The sequence below is a fragment of the Mycolicibacterium hodleri genome (genome assembly GCF_025822245.1).
Lineage (GTDB): Bacteria > Actinomycetota > Actinomycetes > Mycobacteriales > Mycobacteriaceae > Mycobacterium > Mycobacterium hodleri.
Genome location: NZ_JACKTL010000020.1, coordinates 103,688 through 119,504, shown reverse-complemented (window position 1 = coordinate 119,504; position 15,817 = coordinate 103,688). Strand labels below are relative to the sequence as shown.

The 15,817-nt window shown below is 69.6% G+C and carries 12 protein-coding genes; 2 read left to right on the top strand and 10 right to left on the bottom strand.

Annotated elements, in window-relative coordinates:
- The first annotated feature begins 23 nt into the window (after positions 1-23).
- Both H7J06_RS07000 and H7J06_RS06995 read left to right on the top strand, forming a co-directional pair.
- On the top strand, positions 24-623 hold the full coding sequence (locus H7J06_RS07000; protein WP_264037964.1) for a TetR/AcrR family transcriptional regulator: 600 nt from the start codon (positions 24-26) through the stop codon (positions 621-623).
- Positions 624-730: 107 nt separating this feature from the next.
- Complete coding sequence (locus tag H7J06_RS06995) at positions 731-2,281, top strand: diflavin oxidoreductase (RefSeq protein WP_264037963.1); 1,551 nt, start codon at positions 731-733, stop codon at positions 2,279-2,281.
- Here H7J06_RS06995 and H7J06_RS06990 read toward each other — a convergent pair.
- From H7J06_RS06990 to H7J06_RS06945, 10 genes are all read right to left on the bottom strand, one after another.
- Positions 2,278-3,345 carry an amidohydrolase family protein gene (locus tag H7J06_RS06990; protein WP_264037962.1) on the bottom strand — a complete coding sequence of 356 codons (1,068 nt, stop codon included), beginning with the start codon at positions 3,343-3,345 and terminating at the stop codon, positions 2,278-2,280. The genes H7J06_RS06995 and H7J06_RS06990 overlap by 4 nt on opposite strands.
- Before the next feature lie 2 nt (positions 3,346-3,347).
- The gene (gene ffh / locus H7J06_RS06985; protein WP_264037961.1) at positions 3,348-4,916 is read right to left on the bottom strand and encodes a signal recognition particle protein; all 1,569 of its coding nucleotides are present in this window, start codon (positions 4,914-4,916) and stop codon (positions 3,348-3,350) included.
- 24 nt (positions 4,917-4,940) lie between these two features.
- The gene (locus H7J06_RS06980) at positions 4,941-7,436 is read right to left on the bottom strand and encodes a [protein-PII] uridylyltransferase (RefSeq protein WP_264037959.1); all 2,496 of its coding nucleotides are present in this window, start codon (positions 7,434-7,436) and stop codon (positions 4,941-4,943) included.
- A gap of 90 nt (positions 7,437-7,526) precedes the next feature.
- On the bottom strand, positions 7,527-7,865 hold the full coding sequence (locus H7J06_RS06975; RefSeq protein WP_149478580.1) for a P-II family nitrogen regulator: 339 nt from the start codon (positions 7,863-7,865) through the stop codon (positions 7,527-7,529).
- Positions 7,866-7,872: 7 nt separating this feature from the next.
- A complete protein-coding gene (locus H7J06_RS06970; RefSeq protein WP_264037958.1) occupies positions 7,873-9,270 on the bottom strand; it encodes an ammonium transporter in 1,398 nt (465 codons plus the stop codon).
- Positions 9,271-9,448: 178 nt separating this feature from the next.
- Complete coding sequence (ftsY, locus tag H7J06_RS06965; RefSeq protein ID WP_308205717.1) at positions 9,449-10,819, bottom strand: signal recognition particle-docking protein FtsY; 1,371 nt, start codon at positions 10,817-10,819, stop codon at positions 9,449-9,451.
- A gap of 49 nt (positions 10,820-10,868) precedes the next feature.
- Positions 10,869-14,465: a chromosome segregation protein SMC gene (gene smc / locus H7J06_RS06960; RefSeq protein WP_264037957.1), complete on the bottom strand. Its 3,597-nt coding sequence runs from the start codon at positions 14,463-14,465 to the stop codon at positions 10,869-10,871.
- A 26-nt stretch (positions 14,466-14,491) separates the two neighbouring features.
- Entirely contained in the window at positions 14,492-14,782 is a 291-nt protein-coding gene (locus H7J06_RS06955; protein WP_264037956.1) for an acylphosphatase, read from the bottom strand.
- On the bottom strand, positions 14,779-15,186 hold the full coding sequence (locus tag H7J06_RS06950; RefSeq protein WP_264037955.1) for an OsmC family protein: 408 nt from the start codon (positions 15,184-15,186) through the stop codon (positions 14,779-14,781). The genes H7J06_RS06955 and H7J06_RS06950 overlap by 4 nt, the downstream gene beginning before the upstream one ends.
- A 107-nt stretch (positions 15,187-15,293) precedes the next feature.
- Positions 15,294-15,764, bottom strand: coding sequence for a cupin domain-containing protein (locus tag H7J06_RS06945; RefSeq protein WP_264037954.1), 471 nt, complete (start codon positions 15,762-15,764; stop codon positions 15,294-15,296).
- Positions 15,765-15,817 lie beyond the last annotated feature (53 nt).

Here is a 15,817-nt window from a genome sequence, read left to right as displayed (position 1 = left end):
TGATCTCGATTACTGTCAACCCCATGGCCCGACCGCGTAACCAGGGAGCCCGCCGCCAGGCCCTCATCGAGGCCACCTACAGCGCCAGCCAGAAGCACGGGCTGCGCTCGCTGTCGCTGACCGACGTCGCCCTGCAGGCCGGTCTCAGCAGAGGCACGGTGCTCTACTACTACGACGATCTGGACGCACTGCTGGTCGAGGCGCACGCGGCCGGGGTGGAGCGATTCTGCGACCAGCGCGATCGGTTGGTCGGGGCCACCGACGACCCGCGGGCCAAACTCGGCATCGCGATCACGGCGGGCCTTCCGAGCGGCCCCGACGACGCCCTGATGCGAATCCTGTACGAATTCGACGTGCTGGCAGGCAATTCCGCGCTCCACGACGACCTCGTCCAACGGATGTACCTGCGTCAGATGGACACCTACCGCGGGATCTTCGCCGAGGGTCGACGCAGCAGCGCCTTTACCCCGGCCTTGACCGACGACGTCCTCGCCATGAACTTCGTGGCACTGGAGGACGCCTACGGCCTGCACGTCGTCGCGGGCAACGCGCTGGTCACGGTGGAGTCCGCAGAGGCAGCGATGCGCGCGGTCGCGACCCAACTCGGCTGCGCGCCCAGCTAGCCGACCACCACGTCGGCTCGGGTAGGCCCCCACGGCCGCCCACCGTCAACTAAGGTCACCCCAATCTCATCCGCGCGGCTGGTCCGCGCCACGACCAGGGAGCCAACGTGACCGGCCGCCAAGACTTTTCGCTGCTCGTGGCCTTCGGTACCGACATGGGAAACGCCGAGGACGCCGCCATGACGTTCGCCGAGGCCGTCGCAGCCGTCGGCGTGCAGACCGACGCCGTCGAACTCAACCAGGTCGACGCCGCCGATCTGCTGTCGGCCACCCACTTCGTGGTGGTCTGCTCGACGTTCGGCGACGGCGAGTTCCCCGACGACGCGGTGCTGTTCTGGGAAGCCCTCAGCGCCGACGACGCCCCTCGGCTCGAGCACCTGAGCTTCGCGGTGCTGGCCCTCGGCGACCTCTCCTACGAATTCTTCTGCAACGCAGGCAAATTACTCGACAAACGACTCGAGGAACTCGGTGCCACCCGACTGACCGAACGCGTCGACGTCGACGGGGCCTACGAGCAGCCCGCCCGAGGATGGACCACCGACCTGGTGAAGCTCCTGTCACGCACCGGCACCCCGGCGGTGGCCACCGGCGCGACGACGGAACCCGTCGCGCCGCCGCGCGACCGGCACCTCCCCGTCAACGCCCGGTTGACCGCGAATCGGGTGCTGACCGCGCCGGCGTCCGATCGGGAGGTCCGCCACTACGAGATCGACGTGACCGGCTGCGAATTCGACTACACCGCAGGTGATTCCATCGCCGTGCACGCGACGAACGATCCGGAGCTCGTCGACGCGATCCTGGCGCACTATGGCGTCGGCCACGGCCACCCCGTCGCCGACCACGACGCACCGCTCGGCGTCCTGCTGTCCGACCACTTCGAGATCCGCACGCCGTCGCGGGCCCTGCAATCGCTGGTCGCGGCAGACTGGTCGGTCGACGGCAGGGACGTCCTCGACCTGGTCCGGCTGGCCGAACTCGCGGTCGACGAACTGCTGGACACCCTGCGGCCGTTGCAGTGTCGCGACTACTCCATCGCCTCGAGCCCGCTGGTCCACCCCGACCACGTGCACCTGACGGTGGCCACCGTGCGCTACGACTCCGGGGATCGCCGCCACGGCGGGGTGGCCTCGACGTTCCTCGCCGACCGCGGCGACGCACTTCGGATCCACCTACGCCCGAATCACACCTTCCGACTGCCTGCGGACGACGTTCCCGTCGTGATGATCGGCCCCGGCACCGGCGTCGCACCGTTCCGCGCCTTCCTCCAGCAGCGGCGGGCCACCGCGGCCACGGGACGGTCGTGGCTGTTCTTCGGCGACCGTCGCCGCGCCACCGACTTTCTCTACCGTGAGGAGTTGGAGGACTTCGCGGCGTCGGGCACGTTGACCAGACTCGACCTCGCGTTCTCCCGCGACCGGCCAACCGGGCCGAAGGAGTATGTGCAGCAACGCATGTGGGAGAACTCCGCCGTGCTGTTCGGGTGGCTTCAGGACGGCGCCCACGTGTACGTGTGCGGCGACGAGAAGCGGATGGCCAGGGACGTCGACGCGACGTTGCGCGACATCGTGTCTCGCTGCGGCGGGATGGACGCCGACGCGGCGCACGCCTACGTCAACGACCTGGTCAAGACCCACCGCTACGTGCGCGACGTCTACTAGCCGTACACCCGGCCGCGCAGCATCACCAGCGCCGGGTGGCTCAGCACCCCGGGTGACCGAGGGTCCTCGGCGTAGCAGACGAGGTCGGCCGAGGCGCCGTGCTCCAAGGCGGGGCGGCCCAGCCACGCCCTGGCGTCCCAGCACGCCGCGCCGAGTGCAGCCGTCGCACTCATGCCGACGGTCCGGAGCGCGTCGACCTCGTCGGCGATGCGCCCGTGGGCGACCATGCCGCCGGCGTCGGTCCCCGCGAAGATCGGCACCCCGGCGTCGTACGCCGCGCCCACCCGCGCCGGGCACGAGGCGTAGAGGTCGCGCATGTGCTTGGCGTAGGTCGGATACTTCGCCGCCGCCGCGGCGATGTCGGGAAAGTTCTCGATGTTGACCAACGTCGGCACCAACGCGGTGCCGTGCTGCAGCATCAGGGCGATGACGTCGTCGGTGATGCCGGTGCCGTGCTCGATGCAGTCGATGCCGGCGTTTATCAGCCCGGGCAGCGCGTCCTCGCCGAACACGTGCGCGGTCACCCGAGCACCCTCGGCGTGTGCGGCGGCGACGGCCTCGACCAGCACGTCGTCGGACCACAGCGGGGCCAGGTCGCCCACGCTCCGGTCGATCCAGTCCCCCACCAGCTTCACCCAGCCGTCGCCCCACCGCGCCTGCTCGGCGACCATGGCAGGCAACTGCGACTCGTCCTCGACGTCGATCGGCAGGCGCGGAATGTAGCGCTTCGGCCGAGCCAGATGGCGACCCGCCCGGATGATCCGGGGCAGGTCCTCGCGGTCGTCCATGCTGCGGGTGTCCACGGGCGAGCCCGCGTCGCGCAGCAGCAGCGCGCCGGCATCTCGCTCGATCTCGGCCTGGGTGACCGCCTCGTCGAACTCCGTCGGCCCGTCCGAACCCAGCCCGACGTGACAGTGCGCGTCGACGAGACCGGGAACGACCCACCCGCCGTCGAACACCGTCTCGGCGTCGACGACCGGTTCGGCACTCAGGCAACCGTCGACGACCCACCACTCGACGGGTTCGCCGTCGGGCAGCCCGCGACCACGAAAGTGGAGCCGCAAGGCTACTTCTGGCCGGGGAACTTCAGCTTGGACAGGTCGAAGTTGGCCAGCCCCGGCGGCAACTCGTCGAGACCCTTCGGCATGTTGGACAGGTCGGGGAACCCGGCGGGCACGCCACCGGCGCCCAACGGATTGGGTGTCCTCGGCGGAGTGGGCCCCCGGCCCTTCTTCTTGCCCGCCTGCTTGTTCTTGCCCTTGGCGGCCTTGCGCGAGGAACCCTTGCGCGCGAACGGCATTCCCATCTGCCCGGCCATCTGCGACATCATCTTGCGGGCCTCGAAGAACCGGTCGACCAGCGAGTTCACCTCGGCCACCGCGACACCCGACCCGTTGGCGATGCGCAGCCGCCGCGAGGCGTTGATGATCTTCGGGTCGGCCCGCTCGGCGGGGGTCATGCCGCGGATGATGGCCTGCACCCGGTCGAGCTGGGAGTCGTCGACGGCCGCCAGCGCGTCCTTCATCTGCCCGGCGCCGGGCAGCATGCCCAGCAGGTTGCCGATGGGACCCATCTTGCGGATCATCAGCATCTGCTCGAGGAAGTCTTCGAGGGTGAGCTCGCCGGAGCCGATCTTCGCGGCGGCGGCCTCGGCCTTCTCGGCGTCGAAGACCTGCTCGGCCTGCTCGATGAGCGTGAGCACGTCACCCATGCCGAGGATGCGGCTGGCCATCCGGTCGGGGTGGAAGACGTCGAAGTCGTCCAGCTTCTCGCCATCGGAGGCGAACAGAATCGGCACGCCGGTGATCTCGCGGACCGAGAGCGCGGCGCCACCGCGGGCGTCGCCGTCGAGCTTGGTCAGCACCACGCCGGTGAAGCCGACGCCCTCGCGGAAGGCCTCGGCGGTGGTGACGGCGTCCTGGCCGATCATCGAGTCGAGGACGAACAGGACCTCGTCGGGGTTGACCGCGTCCCGGATCGCGGCCGCCTGGTTCATCAACTCCTCGTCGATGCCGAGGCGGCCCGCGGTGTCGACGATCACGACGTCGTAGTGCTTGGCCTTGGCCTCGGCGAGCCCCGCCGCGGCGACGGCCACGGGATCCTCCGGCTTGATTGCCGCGATGTCGGAGCCGCCAGGTGAGACCCCCGGGTTGGGCGCGAACACCTGGACGCCGGCGCGCTCGCCGACGATCTGAAGCTGGTTGACCGCGCCGGGCCGCTGCAGGTCGCAGGCCACCAGCAGCGGCGTGTGGCCCTGACCCTTGAACCACTTGGCGAGCTTGCCCGCCAGGGTCGTCTTGCCGGAACCCTGCAGGCCGGCCAGCATCACGACCGTGGGCGGGGTCTTGGCGTAGGCCAGCTTGCGGGTCTCACCGCCGAGGATGCCGACCAGTTCGTCGTTGACGATCTTGACGACCTGCTGGGCCGGGTTCAGCGCACCCGACACCTCGGCACCCTTGGCGCGGTCCTTGACGCGGGCGATGAAGGCCCGCACGACGGCAAGGGAGACGTCAGCCTCGAGCAGGGCCAGCCGGATCTCGCGCGCGGTGGCGTCGATGTCGGCGTCGGTGAGCCGACCCTTGCCACGGAGGCCGGAGAGGGCCCCGGTCAATCGGTCGGAAAGCGATTCAAACACGTGGTTAGCCTAGCTGGCGGTCCACTAACTGGCCTCCGGCACTGCCTTCGGCGGGGCCGGTGTCGGCAGGACGGCGTAGAGGTCGCGCTCGAGTTCCTTGCGGGCCTCCGACACGTCGCGGGTCACGTCGTCGGTGGCCAGCGCGGGCACCACGATGCCGAAGGCGTCCACGACCGTCGATCCGAGCGTCGTGACCTTCGCCCAGGCGATGTCGACGCCGTCGCGTTCGACGACGGCAGTGAGCCGGGCCAGCAGCCCCGCCCGGTCCGTGCTGCGGATCTGCAGCACGAACTCACCGGGCGACGTGCCGTCGAACCAGAGGATCCGCGGCGGCGCGGGCGCGTTGATCGGCACGGCGTCCGGGATGTCCCCGGCCCTGGTCGTGTTCACCGTGGCACTCTCGCGGTCGCGGCGTTCCAGCGAACCGATCACGTCGAGGTCCCCCGCCAAGGCCAGCACGAACTGTTCGCGCAGCAGCTCGGCGGCCGGTGGCGAGCCGAAGTGCGGTGAGACGACGAAGGTGGTGATCGCGACACCCTCGTGAATGGTGACCGACGCCGAGTGCACGCGCAGCGAGTTCAGCGCCAGCACGCCGGCGGCCTTGGCCAGCAGACCGCGGCGGTCGGGCGCGATCATCACGACGTCGAAGACGTGCGGACTGTCCGACGCCGCCAACTCGACGTGCACGCCGCGGTCGGCGGCCAACGACACATGCCGCGGGTCAATCGGATCCGGCGTGGGTAGCGGCTCCCCCGCCATGACCAGCCGGCAGCGGCGCACCAGATCGCCGATCAGCGACGCCTTCCAGTCCCCCCAGACGCCGGGACCGGTGGCCAGGGAATCGGCCTCGGCAAGCGCGTGCAGCAGCTCGAGGAGCACCGGGTCGCCGTCGAGCGCGTCGACCACCGACGCGATCACCTTGGGGTCTTGCAGGTCGCGACGGGTGGCGGTGTCGGGAAGCAGGAGGTGGTAGCGCACCATCTTGGACAGCAGCGCGACGTCGGACGGCCACAGTCCCAGCCGGGTGCCGATCTGGGTCGCCAGATCGGCACCGATGACGCTGTGGTCGCCGCCGCGGCCCTTGCCGATGTCGTGGGCGAGGGCACCGAGCACCAGCAGATCGGGTCGCGACACCCGGGTGGTGAACGCGCTTGCGCGCGAGACGGTTTCGACGAGGTGCCGGTCGACGGTCCAGATGTGGACGACGTCGCGGGGCGGAAGGTCCCGCACCGCGCCCCATTCGGGGAAGAGCCTGCCCCACAATCCGGTTCGGTCCAAGGCCTCGATCGTGGAGACACTGGCCCCACCCGCGGCGAGCATTACCAGCAGGTCCTTCAGCGCCTGCCGGGGCCACGGGGTACGCAGCTCGGGCGCCGTCTCGGCGAGCCTGGCCAGCGTCGACGACGACATCGGCAGTCCGGTGGTCGCCGAAGCCGCCGCGACGCGCAGGATCAACCCGGGATCACGTTCGGGACGGGCGTCGCGGGCCAGCATGATCTCCCCGCCGTACTCGATGACGCCCTCGTCGACTGGGCGTCGCACGGGCCGACGCAGCACGGCCAAACCGCGGCGCGGCAACGCATTCGACGCGGTCCGGATTCCGGCGTCGACGTAGTAGCTGATGGTGCGGGCGGCGTCGCTGAGCATCCGGGCGAGGTCGAATCGGTCCCCGATGTGCAGGGCGGCGCCGATCTCGTCGGCGTACTGCGCCAGCAGCATCTCCCGGCCCCGACGCGAGACGCGGTGGAGTTCGGTGCGCACGTTGAGAAGTGCGAGGTGCGCGTCGCCCAGCGATCCCGTCGGCGAGGCGAGCGATCGGCTCGGATAGGCGTCGGCGAGTTGCGCGATGGCGAGCGCGTTGAGCAGTTGAACGTCGCGCAGGCCGCCACGTCCGTTCTTCAGGTCCGGTTCGGCGCGGTGGGCGATCTGACCGCTGCGATCCCACCGGGCCCGCGTGTGCGCGACCAGTTCCTCGAACCGCGGCGCGATACCGGTGCGCCACTGCCGACGCGCGCCCCCGACCAACAGTTGCGAGAGGTCGGAGTCGCCGGCGATGTGTCGCGCGTCGAGCATGGCCAGTCCCGCCGAGATGTCCTCGCTGGCGACCTTGAGCGCCTCCGGGACCGTGCGGACGCTGTGGTCGATGTGAATGTTGGCGTCCCACAACGGATACCACAGCAATTCGGCGACCTGGGACACGACGTCGCGAGGCATGTCGTCGTGGACGAGGGTCAGGTCCAGATCCGAGTACGGCAGCAGCTCGCCGCGTCCCAGCCCGCCGGTGGCGACGATGGCGAAGCCGCTGGTGGCCGTGATGCCGATCTCGGCCGCCTTGGTGGTCAGCCAGAATTCGTGCAGATCGAGCAGCGCGTCACGCAGTGCCGCGGAGTCCAGTCGCGCGCCGCCGGTGAGCAGCTGGTCGGCCGCGGTGGCCAGATCCTTCGCCGGACGCGACGATCCCGCCGCAGGCGCCACCCAACGAGGGGCGTCTGCGGCGGGATCTGGTGTCTGCCTGGTCATCTCGGTCCTCCCCGGACTCGCTGTTGGTCATCTGTCAACCACGTGCTTGGTGCGTGTCCGGGAGACGACGCCTAGATCACCGTTCTGGCGTCAAATGGCGTCGGCCCCACGCTCGCCGGTGCGCACTCGCACCACCGTGTCGACGGGGCTGACCCACACCTTGCCGTCGCCGATCTTGCCGGTGCGGGCGGCCTGCACGATGACGTCCACCACCTTGTCGACGGCGGCTTCGTCCACCAGGACCTCGACCCGCACCTTCGGCACGAAGTCCACGGAGTACTCCGCGCCTCGGTACACCTCGGTGTGACCCTTCTGCCTGCCATAGCCCTGCACCTCGCTGACGGTCATCCCGAGGATGCCCGCCTGCTCGAGACCGGTCTTGACGTCCTCCAGAGTGAACGGCTTGACGATCGCAGTGATCAGCTTCATAACTTTCCTATACCTCCAGGCCGGGGTGCTTGCCGATTACCGATCCGCCGCCTACCGACGCGTAGTCGTAGCCGGTTTCCGCGTGCTCGGCTTCGTCGATACCGTTGACCTCGTCTTCTTCACCGAGGCGCAGACCAATCGTGAATTTCAGGATCATCGCCAAGATAGTCGTCACGATGAACGAGTAGGCGAGAACCGCGAACGCACCGACGGCCTGCCGCCACAGTTGGTCCACACCGCCGCCGTAGAACAGTCCCTTGACCGCAGCAGGCGCTTCCGAGGTGGCGAACAGACCGATCAGCAGCGTACCGGTCAAACCACCGACGAGGTGCACACCGACCACGTCGAGCGCGTCGTCGAATCCGAGCTTGAACTTGAGCCCGACGGCCAACGCACAGACGGCTCCACCGATGACGCCAATTGCGAGCGCCCCGAGGACGTTCACCGACGAACAGGACGGCGTGATCGCCACCAAGCCGGCGACGACGCCGGACGCGGCGCCCAGAGACGTCGCATGCCCGTCACGAATCTTCTCGACCAGCAGCCACGACAGCATCGCGGCTGCGGTGGCCACCGTGGTGGTGACGAACGTCGTCGCGGCAATCCCGCCCGAGCTCAGTGCGGAACCGGCGTTGAAGCCGTACCAACCGAACCACAGCAGACCTGCGCCGAGCATCACGAAGGGCAGGTTGTGCGGCCGCATCGGGCTACCGGGCCACCCCTTGCGGCGACCGAGGACGAGGCACAGAGCCAGGCCGGCAGCACCCGAGTTGATGTGGACCGCAGTACCACCGGCGAAGTCGATTGCCTTCAGCTGGTTGGCGATCCAACCGCCGTGATGGACGATGTTGCCAGCGGCATCCTTCGCGTCGAAGTCGAATACCCAGTGTGCAACGGGGAAGTACACGACCGTCACCCACAGACCCGCGAAGAGGAGCCAGGAACCGAACTTCAACCGATCGGCAACGGCGCCCGAGATGAGGGCGACGGTGATGATGGCGAACATCAGCTGGAACATCACGAACACGAGCATCGGGATCGTGCCCAGCAGAGGGATGTTCGTCGCGTCGACCGCTGCAGTTCCCGTGGAGGGGTCTGCGGGCACGGCTGCCGCCGCGTTGCCGGCGATCAAGCCCTTCAACCCGAAGAACTGCGCCGGGTTGCCGACGAAGTGCGCGCTGTCGTTGCCGAAGGCCATCGAGTAGCCGTACAACACCCACAGCACCGTCACGACGCCCATGGCGCTGATGCTCATCATCAGCATGTTCAAGACGCCCTTGGCGCGCACCATGCCGCCGTAGAAGAACGCCAGACCCGGTGTCATCAGCAACACCAAGGCGGAGCTCGCCAGCATCCATGCGGTGTCCCCCGTGTCGGGGACACCCATTATCGGGAAGCCATCCACTCGCAGTTTCCTCCTTCGCCCATGCCACCGGCAGGCACCGTTGACCTAGGCCAAGACAATGCGCACTCGTTGTTTCGCCAATGAGCCGCCCGTGTTTCGCCGACGTGAACGGATCGGGCGATTGCGTTTCGTCCGGGTTAACCAGCTCGTCAGCGGTCTGCGACGGGGGTGGGAAGGTTCAGCCGAGGAGCGCATCCACGAAGGCTGCGGGTTCGAACGGTGCCAGATCGTCGGGGCCTTCCCCGAGCCCGACCAGCTTCACCGGGACGCCGAGTTCCTGTTGCACGCGAAAGACAATGCCACCCTTGGCCGTACCGTCGAGCTTGGTCAGGACGACGCCGGTGATCTCGACGACCTCGGCGAACACCCGGGCCTGGGGCAGGCTGTTCTGGCCAATCGTGGCGTCGAGCACGAGCAGCACCTCGTCGACGACGGCACGCTTGGAGACCACCCGCTTGACCTTGCCGAGCTCGTCCATCAGACCGGTCTTGGTGTGCAGCCGGCCCGCCGTGTCGATCACGACCACGTCGGCACCGGTGGCGATGCCCTGGTCGACGGCGTCGAACGCCACCGACGCGGGATCGGCGCCCTCGGGACCGCGCACCACCTCCGCGCCGACCCGGGACGCCCAGCTCTGCAACTGATCGGCCGCCGCGGCGCGGAAGGTGTCGGCCGCGCCCAGGACGACGCGGCGCCCGTCGGCGACCAGGACGCGGGCCAGTTTGCCGACCGTCGTCGTCTTGCCCGTCCCGTTGACGCCGACGACCAGCAGCACCGAGGGCTTGTCGGCGTGCGGCAGCGCCCGGATCGCGCGGTCCAAATCGGGTCGCAGCTCGCTGATCAGGACCTCCCGCAGCACGGCTCGGGCGTCGGCCTCGGACCGGACGCTGGCCGCGGCCATCTTGGCCCGCAGGGCGGTGACCACGGACTCGGTGACCACCGGACCGAGGTCGGCGACCAAGAGGGTGTCCTCGATCTCCTCCCAGGAGTCCTCGTCGAGGTCGCCGCCGCCGAGCAAGCCGAGCATGCTGCGTCCGAGGGCGTTCTGCGACTTGGAGAGCCGCCCGCGGAGGCGTTCCAGCCGGCCGTCGGTGGGCGCGATCGGGTCGATCTCCGGCACGGCCGGGGGCGCCTCGGGGGCCGCCTCGACGACCTCGGCTTCGGGTGCTTCGGGGGCCGTGGGGGCCTCGGGAGGCGCCTCCGGCGCCGGTGGCTCCGGCAGCTGCACCTCGGAGATCGACCGCTTCGGCGCGTCCCGCGGGATCGTCGCGTCGTCGCCGACGGCGGGAAGGCCCTCGACGTCCAGCAGGTCCTTGGGTCTCGTCGGGGGTGGCGTGACGGTGCCAGGGGCCTCGGTGAAGGAGATCGTCGACGACGCCGTGTACCCGCCGGACTTGTCGACGGGTTTCTCGAGGGCCGTCGTATCGGTCGACGACAGGCTGATCCGACGCCGCCGGTATCGCACCAGCCCGACGACGAGCGCCACCACGACGAGGACGGCGATGACCGCGAGGGCGATGTAGAGACCTAACAGCTGACCTTGTGTCACCGGGTCATTCTCTCAGGGTGGGATCCCCGGCCGGAGTCAGGTGGTCGACTCACGGGGTCGTGGTGACCAGTTCCTGGCCGCGCATCCGCTGCGAGATGACGGTGGTGATGCCGTCCTGTTGCATGGTGACGCCGTACAGCGCGTCGGCGATCTCCATGGTCGGCTTCTGGTGGGTGATCACGATGAGCTGCGAAACCTCCCGAAGCTGTTCGAAGAGACTGATCAGGCGCCGCAGGTTGACGTCGTCCAGCGCGGCCTCGACCTCGTCCATCACGTAGAAGGGCGACGGGCGCGCCCGAAAGATCGCCACCAGCATCGCGACCGCCGTCAGCGACTTCTCGCCGCCGGACAGCAGTGACAGCCGCTTGATCTTCTTCCCGGGCGGGCGGGCCTCGACCTCGATGCCGGTGGTCAGCATGTCCGACGGGTTGGTCAGCACCAAACGCCCCTCACCGCCGGGGAACAGCGTCGCGAACACCTGGGTGAACTCGCGCTCCACGTCGGCGTACGCCTCGGTGAAGACCTGCAGGATGCGGTCGTCGACGTCGGTGATCACGTCGAGGAGGTCCTTGCGGGCGCCCTTCACGTCCTCCAACTGGGTGGAGAGGAAGTTGTAGCGCTCCTCCAGCGCCGCGAACTCCTCCAGGGCGAGGGGGTTCACCCGGCCCAGTTCGGTGAGCTCGCGCTCGGCCTTCTTGGCCCGCCGCTCCTGGGTCGGGCGGTCGAAGGGCATCGGCGCGGGTGCGGTGACCTGTTCGCCACGTTCCTTGGCCTGCTCGTATTCGGCCATCTCCAACTCGGTGGGCGGCAACGGGACGTGCGGGCCGTATTCCTCGACGAGGTCGTCGGTCGCCATGCCGAACTGTTCCAGCGCCTGCTGCTCGAGTTGTTCGATGCGCAGGGCCGCCTGGGCCTTGGCGACCTCGTCGCGGTGCAGCGAGTCGGTCAGCGCGGTGATCCTGGCGCTGAGTTCGTTCACCTCGTGGCGCACCCGGTCGAGCGCCTCGACGCGGTGGCCACGCTCGGCGGCCAGGCCGTCCCTGGTGCGACCGGCGACGGCGACCGCGGTGGCCAACCGCGCGGCGACCAGACGGCCCGACTCCGCGACCGCGGCCGCCACCGCGGCGGCGTGTTCCCTGGCGACGCGAGCCCGCTGCGCCCGCAGCCGGGCCTCGCGTTCGGCCGTCGCCGCGCGGCGGAGCGAATCCGCCCGTCCGCGAACGGCGTTCGCTCGCTCCTCGGCGGTGCGCACCGCCAGTCGAGCCTCGAACTCGGCGGCCCTCGCGGCCTCCGCGGCGGCCACCGACTCCTGGCGGTCGACGGGCTCGGAGTCGAAGGTGGGCACCTCCTGGGCGTTGTGCAGCCGCTCTTCGAGGGCGGCCATCTCCTCGACGGTCTTCATCCGGCCGGCCTCGAGCTCGTTGCGCTGGTCGTTGAGTCGCCGCCACTCGTCCTCGGCGGCCCTGGCCTCCTGGCCGAGCCTGCCGAGCTGCTCGTAGATGGCCGAGATCGCGGCGTCGGATTCGTTGAGCGCCGCGAGCGCGTCCTCGGCGGCATCTCGGCGGGCCGCCTGCTCGGCGAGCGCACCGGACAGCGCGGCCGACAGCTCGGAGACCTGCCGCTCTGCGGCCTCCAACTCCGCACGTGCCTTCTCGATCTCGCCGGTGATCTCCAGCGTGCTCGGCTTGCGGTCGGACCCCCCGGTGAGCCAGCCCGCGCCGACGAGATCCCCGTCGGTGGTCACCGCGCGCAAGCCAGGACGGGCTGCGACGAGGTCGAGCGCCGCGGTCAGGTCGGGCACCACGACGACGTCGGCGAGCATGGCCGCGGTGGCGCCGCGCAACCGCGCCGAGGGCTCGACCAGGTCGACCGCCCAGACCGTGTCGGAGGGCAGGTCCAGCTCCGACTTTCCTTGCGGCGCAGCGCCTTCGGGCCAATCGCCAAGAACGATCGCGGCACGACCACCGTCGGCGGCCTTGAGCGCCGCCACGGCAGACCTGGCCGCGCCGAAGCTGTCGGCCGCCACCGCGTCGGCGGCCGAACCGAGGACGGCCGCGACCGCCGCCTCGTAGCCCGGGCGCACCCGCAGCATCGTGGCCACCGAACCGAGCAGCCCCGACCCGTCGTGGTTCTTCTGCAGCCACGCGGCGCCGTCGCGCCGGTCGAGGCCGACGGACAGGGCGTCGATGCGCGCCCGCAGCGACGCCACCTGGCGTTCGGCGGCACGCTCGCCGGCCTGCAGTTCCGAGACCCGCTCGTCGGCCACGCGAAGGGCGGCCACGGTGCGATCGTGCTGGTCGTCGAGGCCGACCTCGCCCTCGTCGAGTTCGCCGACGCGGCTTTGCACCGTCTCGAAGGCGGTCCTGGACTGCTCGACCCGCATCGCGGACTCTTCGAGGCTGACAGTGAGTCGGGCCACGCCCTCGTCGATCGACTCCACCCGGGTCCGCATGGTGTCGACCTGACCCGACAGCCGGGCCAGACCCTCGCGGCGGTCGGCCTCCGCTCGGGCGGCGGCGAGGTGCGCGCGTTCGGCCTCGGCGGCCAGTCGTTCGCGTTCGCCGAGCTCGGCGCGCGCCGCTTCCTGGCGGGCCCGGCACTCCTCGAGCTCGGCGAGCAGCTCCTCCTCGTGCTCGGCGACCATCTCGGCCTCGGCGTCGAGTTCGTCGGGATCGGGGCCCTGGGACGCCTCGACGTCGGCGTCGAGGAGTTGCGTGCGTTCGCTGGCGATCCGCACGGTCGCGCTGACGCGTTCGGCGAGTGCCGACAGCCGGAACCACGTCTGCTGCGCCGCCTCGGCCCGGCCGCTCAGATCGGACACCGCCGCCTCGTGCGCACTCAGCTCGAAGGTCGCCGTCTCCAGCCGGGTGGTGATCTCGTCGTGCTCGCGCCGCAGCGTCGTCTCGGCCTGGTTGGTGTCGTCGAACTCGGTGCGCCGGGCGACGAGGTCGTCGGCGGCCAGCCGCAGCCGCGCGTCGCGCAGGTCGGCCTGGATGGTCTGCGCCCGCCGCGCCATCTCGGCCTGGCGCCCGAGGGGTTTGAGCTGACGGCGCAGCTCGCTGGTCAGGTCGCTGAGGCGGTTCAGGTTCGCCGACATCGAGTCGAGCTTGCGGACCGCCTTCTCCTTGCGCTTGCGGTGCTTGAGCACCCCGGCGGCTTCCTCGATGAACGCGCGCCGGTCCTCGGGCCGCGACTCGAGGATCTCGGAGAGCTTGCCCTGGCCGACGATGACGTGCATTTCCCGGCCGATGCCGGAGTCGCTCAGCAGTTCCTGGACGTCCATCAGCCGGCAGCTGCTGCCGTTGATCTCGTATTCGCCTGCGCCGTCGCGGAACATCCGCCGGGTGATCGACACCTCGGAGTACTCGATCGGCAGGGCGTTGTCGGAGTTGTCGATGGTGAGGGTCACCTCGGCGCGGCCCAGCGGCGCGCGCGAGGACGTCCCCGCGAAGATGACGTCCTCCATCTTGCCGCCGCGCAGGGTCTTCGCACCCTGCTCGCCCATCACCCAGGTGAGGGCGTCGACGACGTTCGACTTGCCCGATCCGTTGGGTCCGACGACACAGGTGATGCCCGGTTCGAAGCGCAGAGTCGTCGGCGAGGCGAAGGACTTGAAGCCCTTCAGCGTCAGACTCTTCAGATGCATGACGTGCGAGCTTACCTGCGAGGTTGCTACCGCTCGGTGAAGCCCTCGATCGGATCGCCGGGCCCGGACCAGTCGTCCACGACCAGGTCGACGCTGCCCGGGGTGGCGCCACCACGGAGCAGTTCGAGCAGCCGCTCGCACGAGGCGCGGGGTCCCCGCGCGACGACGTGCACGCGGCCGTCGTCCTTGTTTGCCGCGAACCCCGTCAGCCCGAGTTCCAACGCCCGTGACCGCGTCCACCATCGGAACCCGACGCCCTGCACGCGGCCGTGCACCCACGCGCTGAGGCGAACCTCCTGGTCCGACGGCTGGGTCACTTCTGGACGACCTCGAAGGTCACCTCGGTGCCGGCCTTGAGCGTGCGGCCGACTGTGCACACCTTGTCGATCGACCGTTCGACGATCACGACGAGCTTGCGGATCTCGTCCTCCGACAGCGCCGACAGGTCGACGTCGAGCTTCTCCTCGAGCAGCGGGTAGAGCTCCTGCTCGCGGTCGGCCGGGCCCGACACGTGCACGGTGGCGGCGTAGTCGTCGCCGAGGCGCATCCGAAGGGGATGGTCGCTGCTCATGCCGCTGCACGCAGCGAGGGCGATCTTGAGCAGCTCACCGGGAGTGAACACGCCCTCGACGTCCTCGGAGCCGACCAGCACCTCCGCCCCTCGGCTGCTGCGGCCCGTATAGCGACGCACTCCGGTGCGCTCTACCCACAGATCGGTCATCAGTCCTCTTTCCGTCGAGGCACACGGGTGCCCACCATGTCGACGCACCATTGAAACAGGGCGTGATCGACGGTTCATCCCCGATGCGGCGTCGACGCCGGGTGGTCCTAGAGACGACGCGACGGCTGCACGTCGTCACGGGGGGCCGAATGGCCGATGACGCGGCCGAGGTACCGCTTGGCCCGGCGACCGTAGGCCAGTTGACGGCGAATCGGTCCCGGCAGTTCCCTGCGGAGGATGGCGTGTTTTCGCACGTACTTTGGCACGTACCAGGTGGCCCACGTCCCGGCCCGGAACAACGCGGCATCCCCAGCGCGAAGCCACGTCGGTGATATGCCCTCTCCCGAGACCTCCACCTCGCCCTCGATGATGTGAACGGTCTCGTCGGAACAGAAGTGCCAGCGAAACCGCCCGGCAGTGCACTCCCAGACGTAGTTGTCGACGATGCCGTCCGAGCTACTGGACCACCAGCCACTGCGGCCCACCGGGTCACCCTCGATGATCCACTCGGGGTCGATCGCGGACTCGCACAACTCCAGGTCGGGCCCCGAGCAGATCTCGATCGGACTGTTCTTCATCGGGGCCTCCACCAGTCGCCCGTTCGCGACCCTCGCGCACAGGTAACTCACAG

Bases quoted from the DNA above. Each gene is read 5' to 3' on its own strand.
- H7J06_RS06945 (WP_264037954.1), bottom strand. From the start codon at position 15,764: ATGAAGAACAGTCCGATCGAGATCTGCTCGGGGCCCGACCTGGAGTTG.
- H7J06_RS06950 (WP_264037955.1), bottom strand. From the start codon at position 15,186: ATGACCGATCTGTGGGTAGAGCGCACCGGAGTGCGTCGCTATACGGGC.
- H7J06_RS06980 (WP_264037959.1), bottom strand. From the start codon at position 7,436: ATGACCAGGCAGACACCAGATCCCGCCGCAGACGCCCCTCGTTGGGTG.
- H7J06_RS07000 (WP_264037964.1), top strand. From the start codon at position 24: ATGGCCCGACCGCGTAACCAGGGAGCCCGCCGCCAGGCCCTCATCGAG.
- H7J06_RS06975 (WP_149478580.1), bottom strand. From the start codon at position 7,865: ATGAAGCTGATCACTGCGATCGTCAAGCCGTTCACTCTGGAGGACGTC.
- smc (WP_264037957.1), bottom strand. From the start codon at position 14,465: ATGCATCTGAAGAGTCTGACGCTGAAGGGCTTCAAGTCCTTCGCCTCG.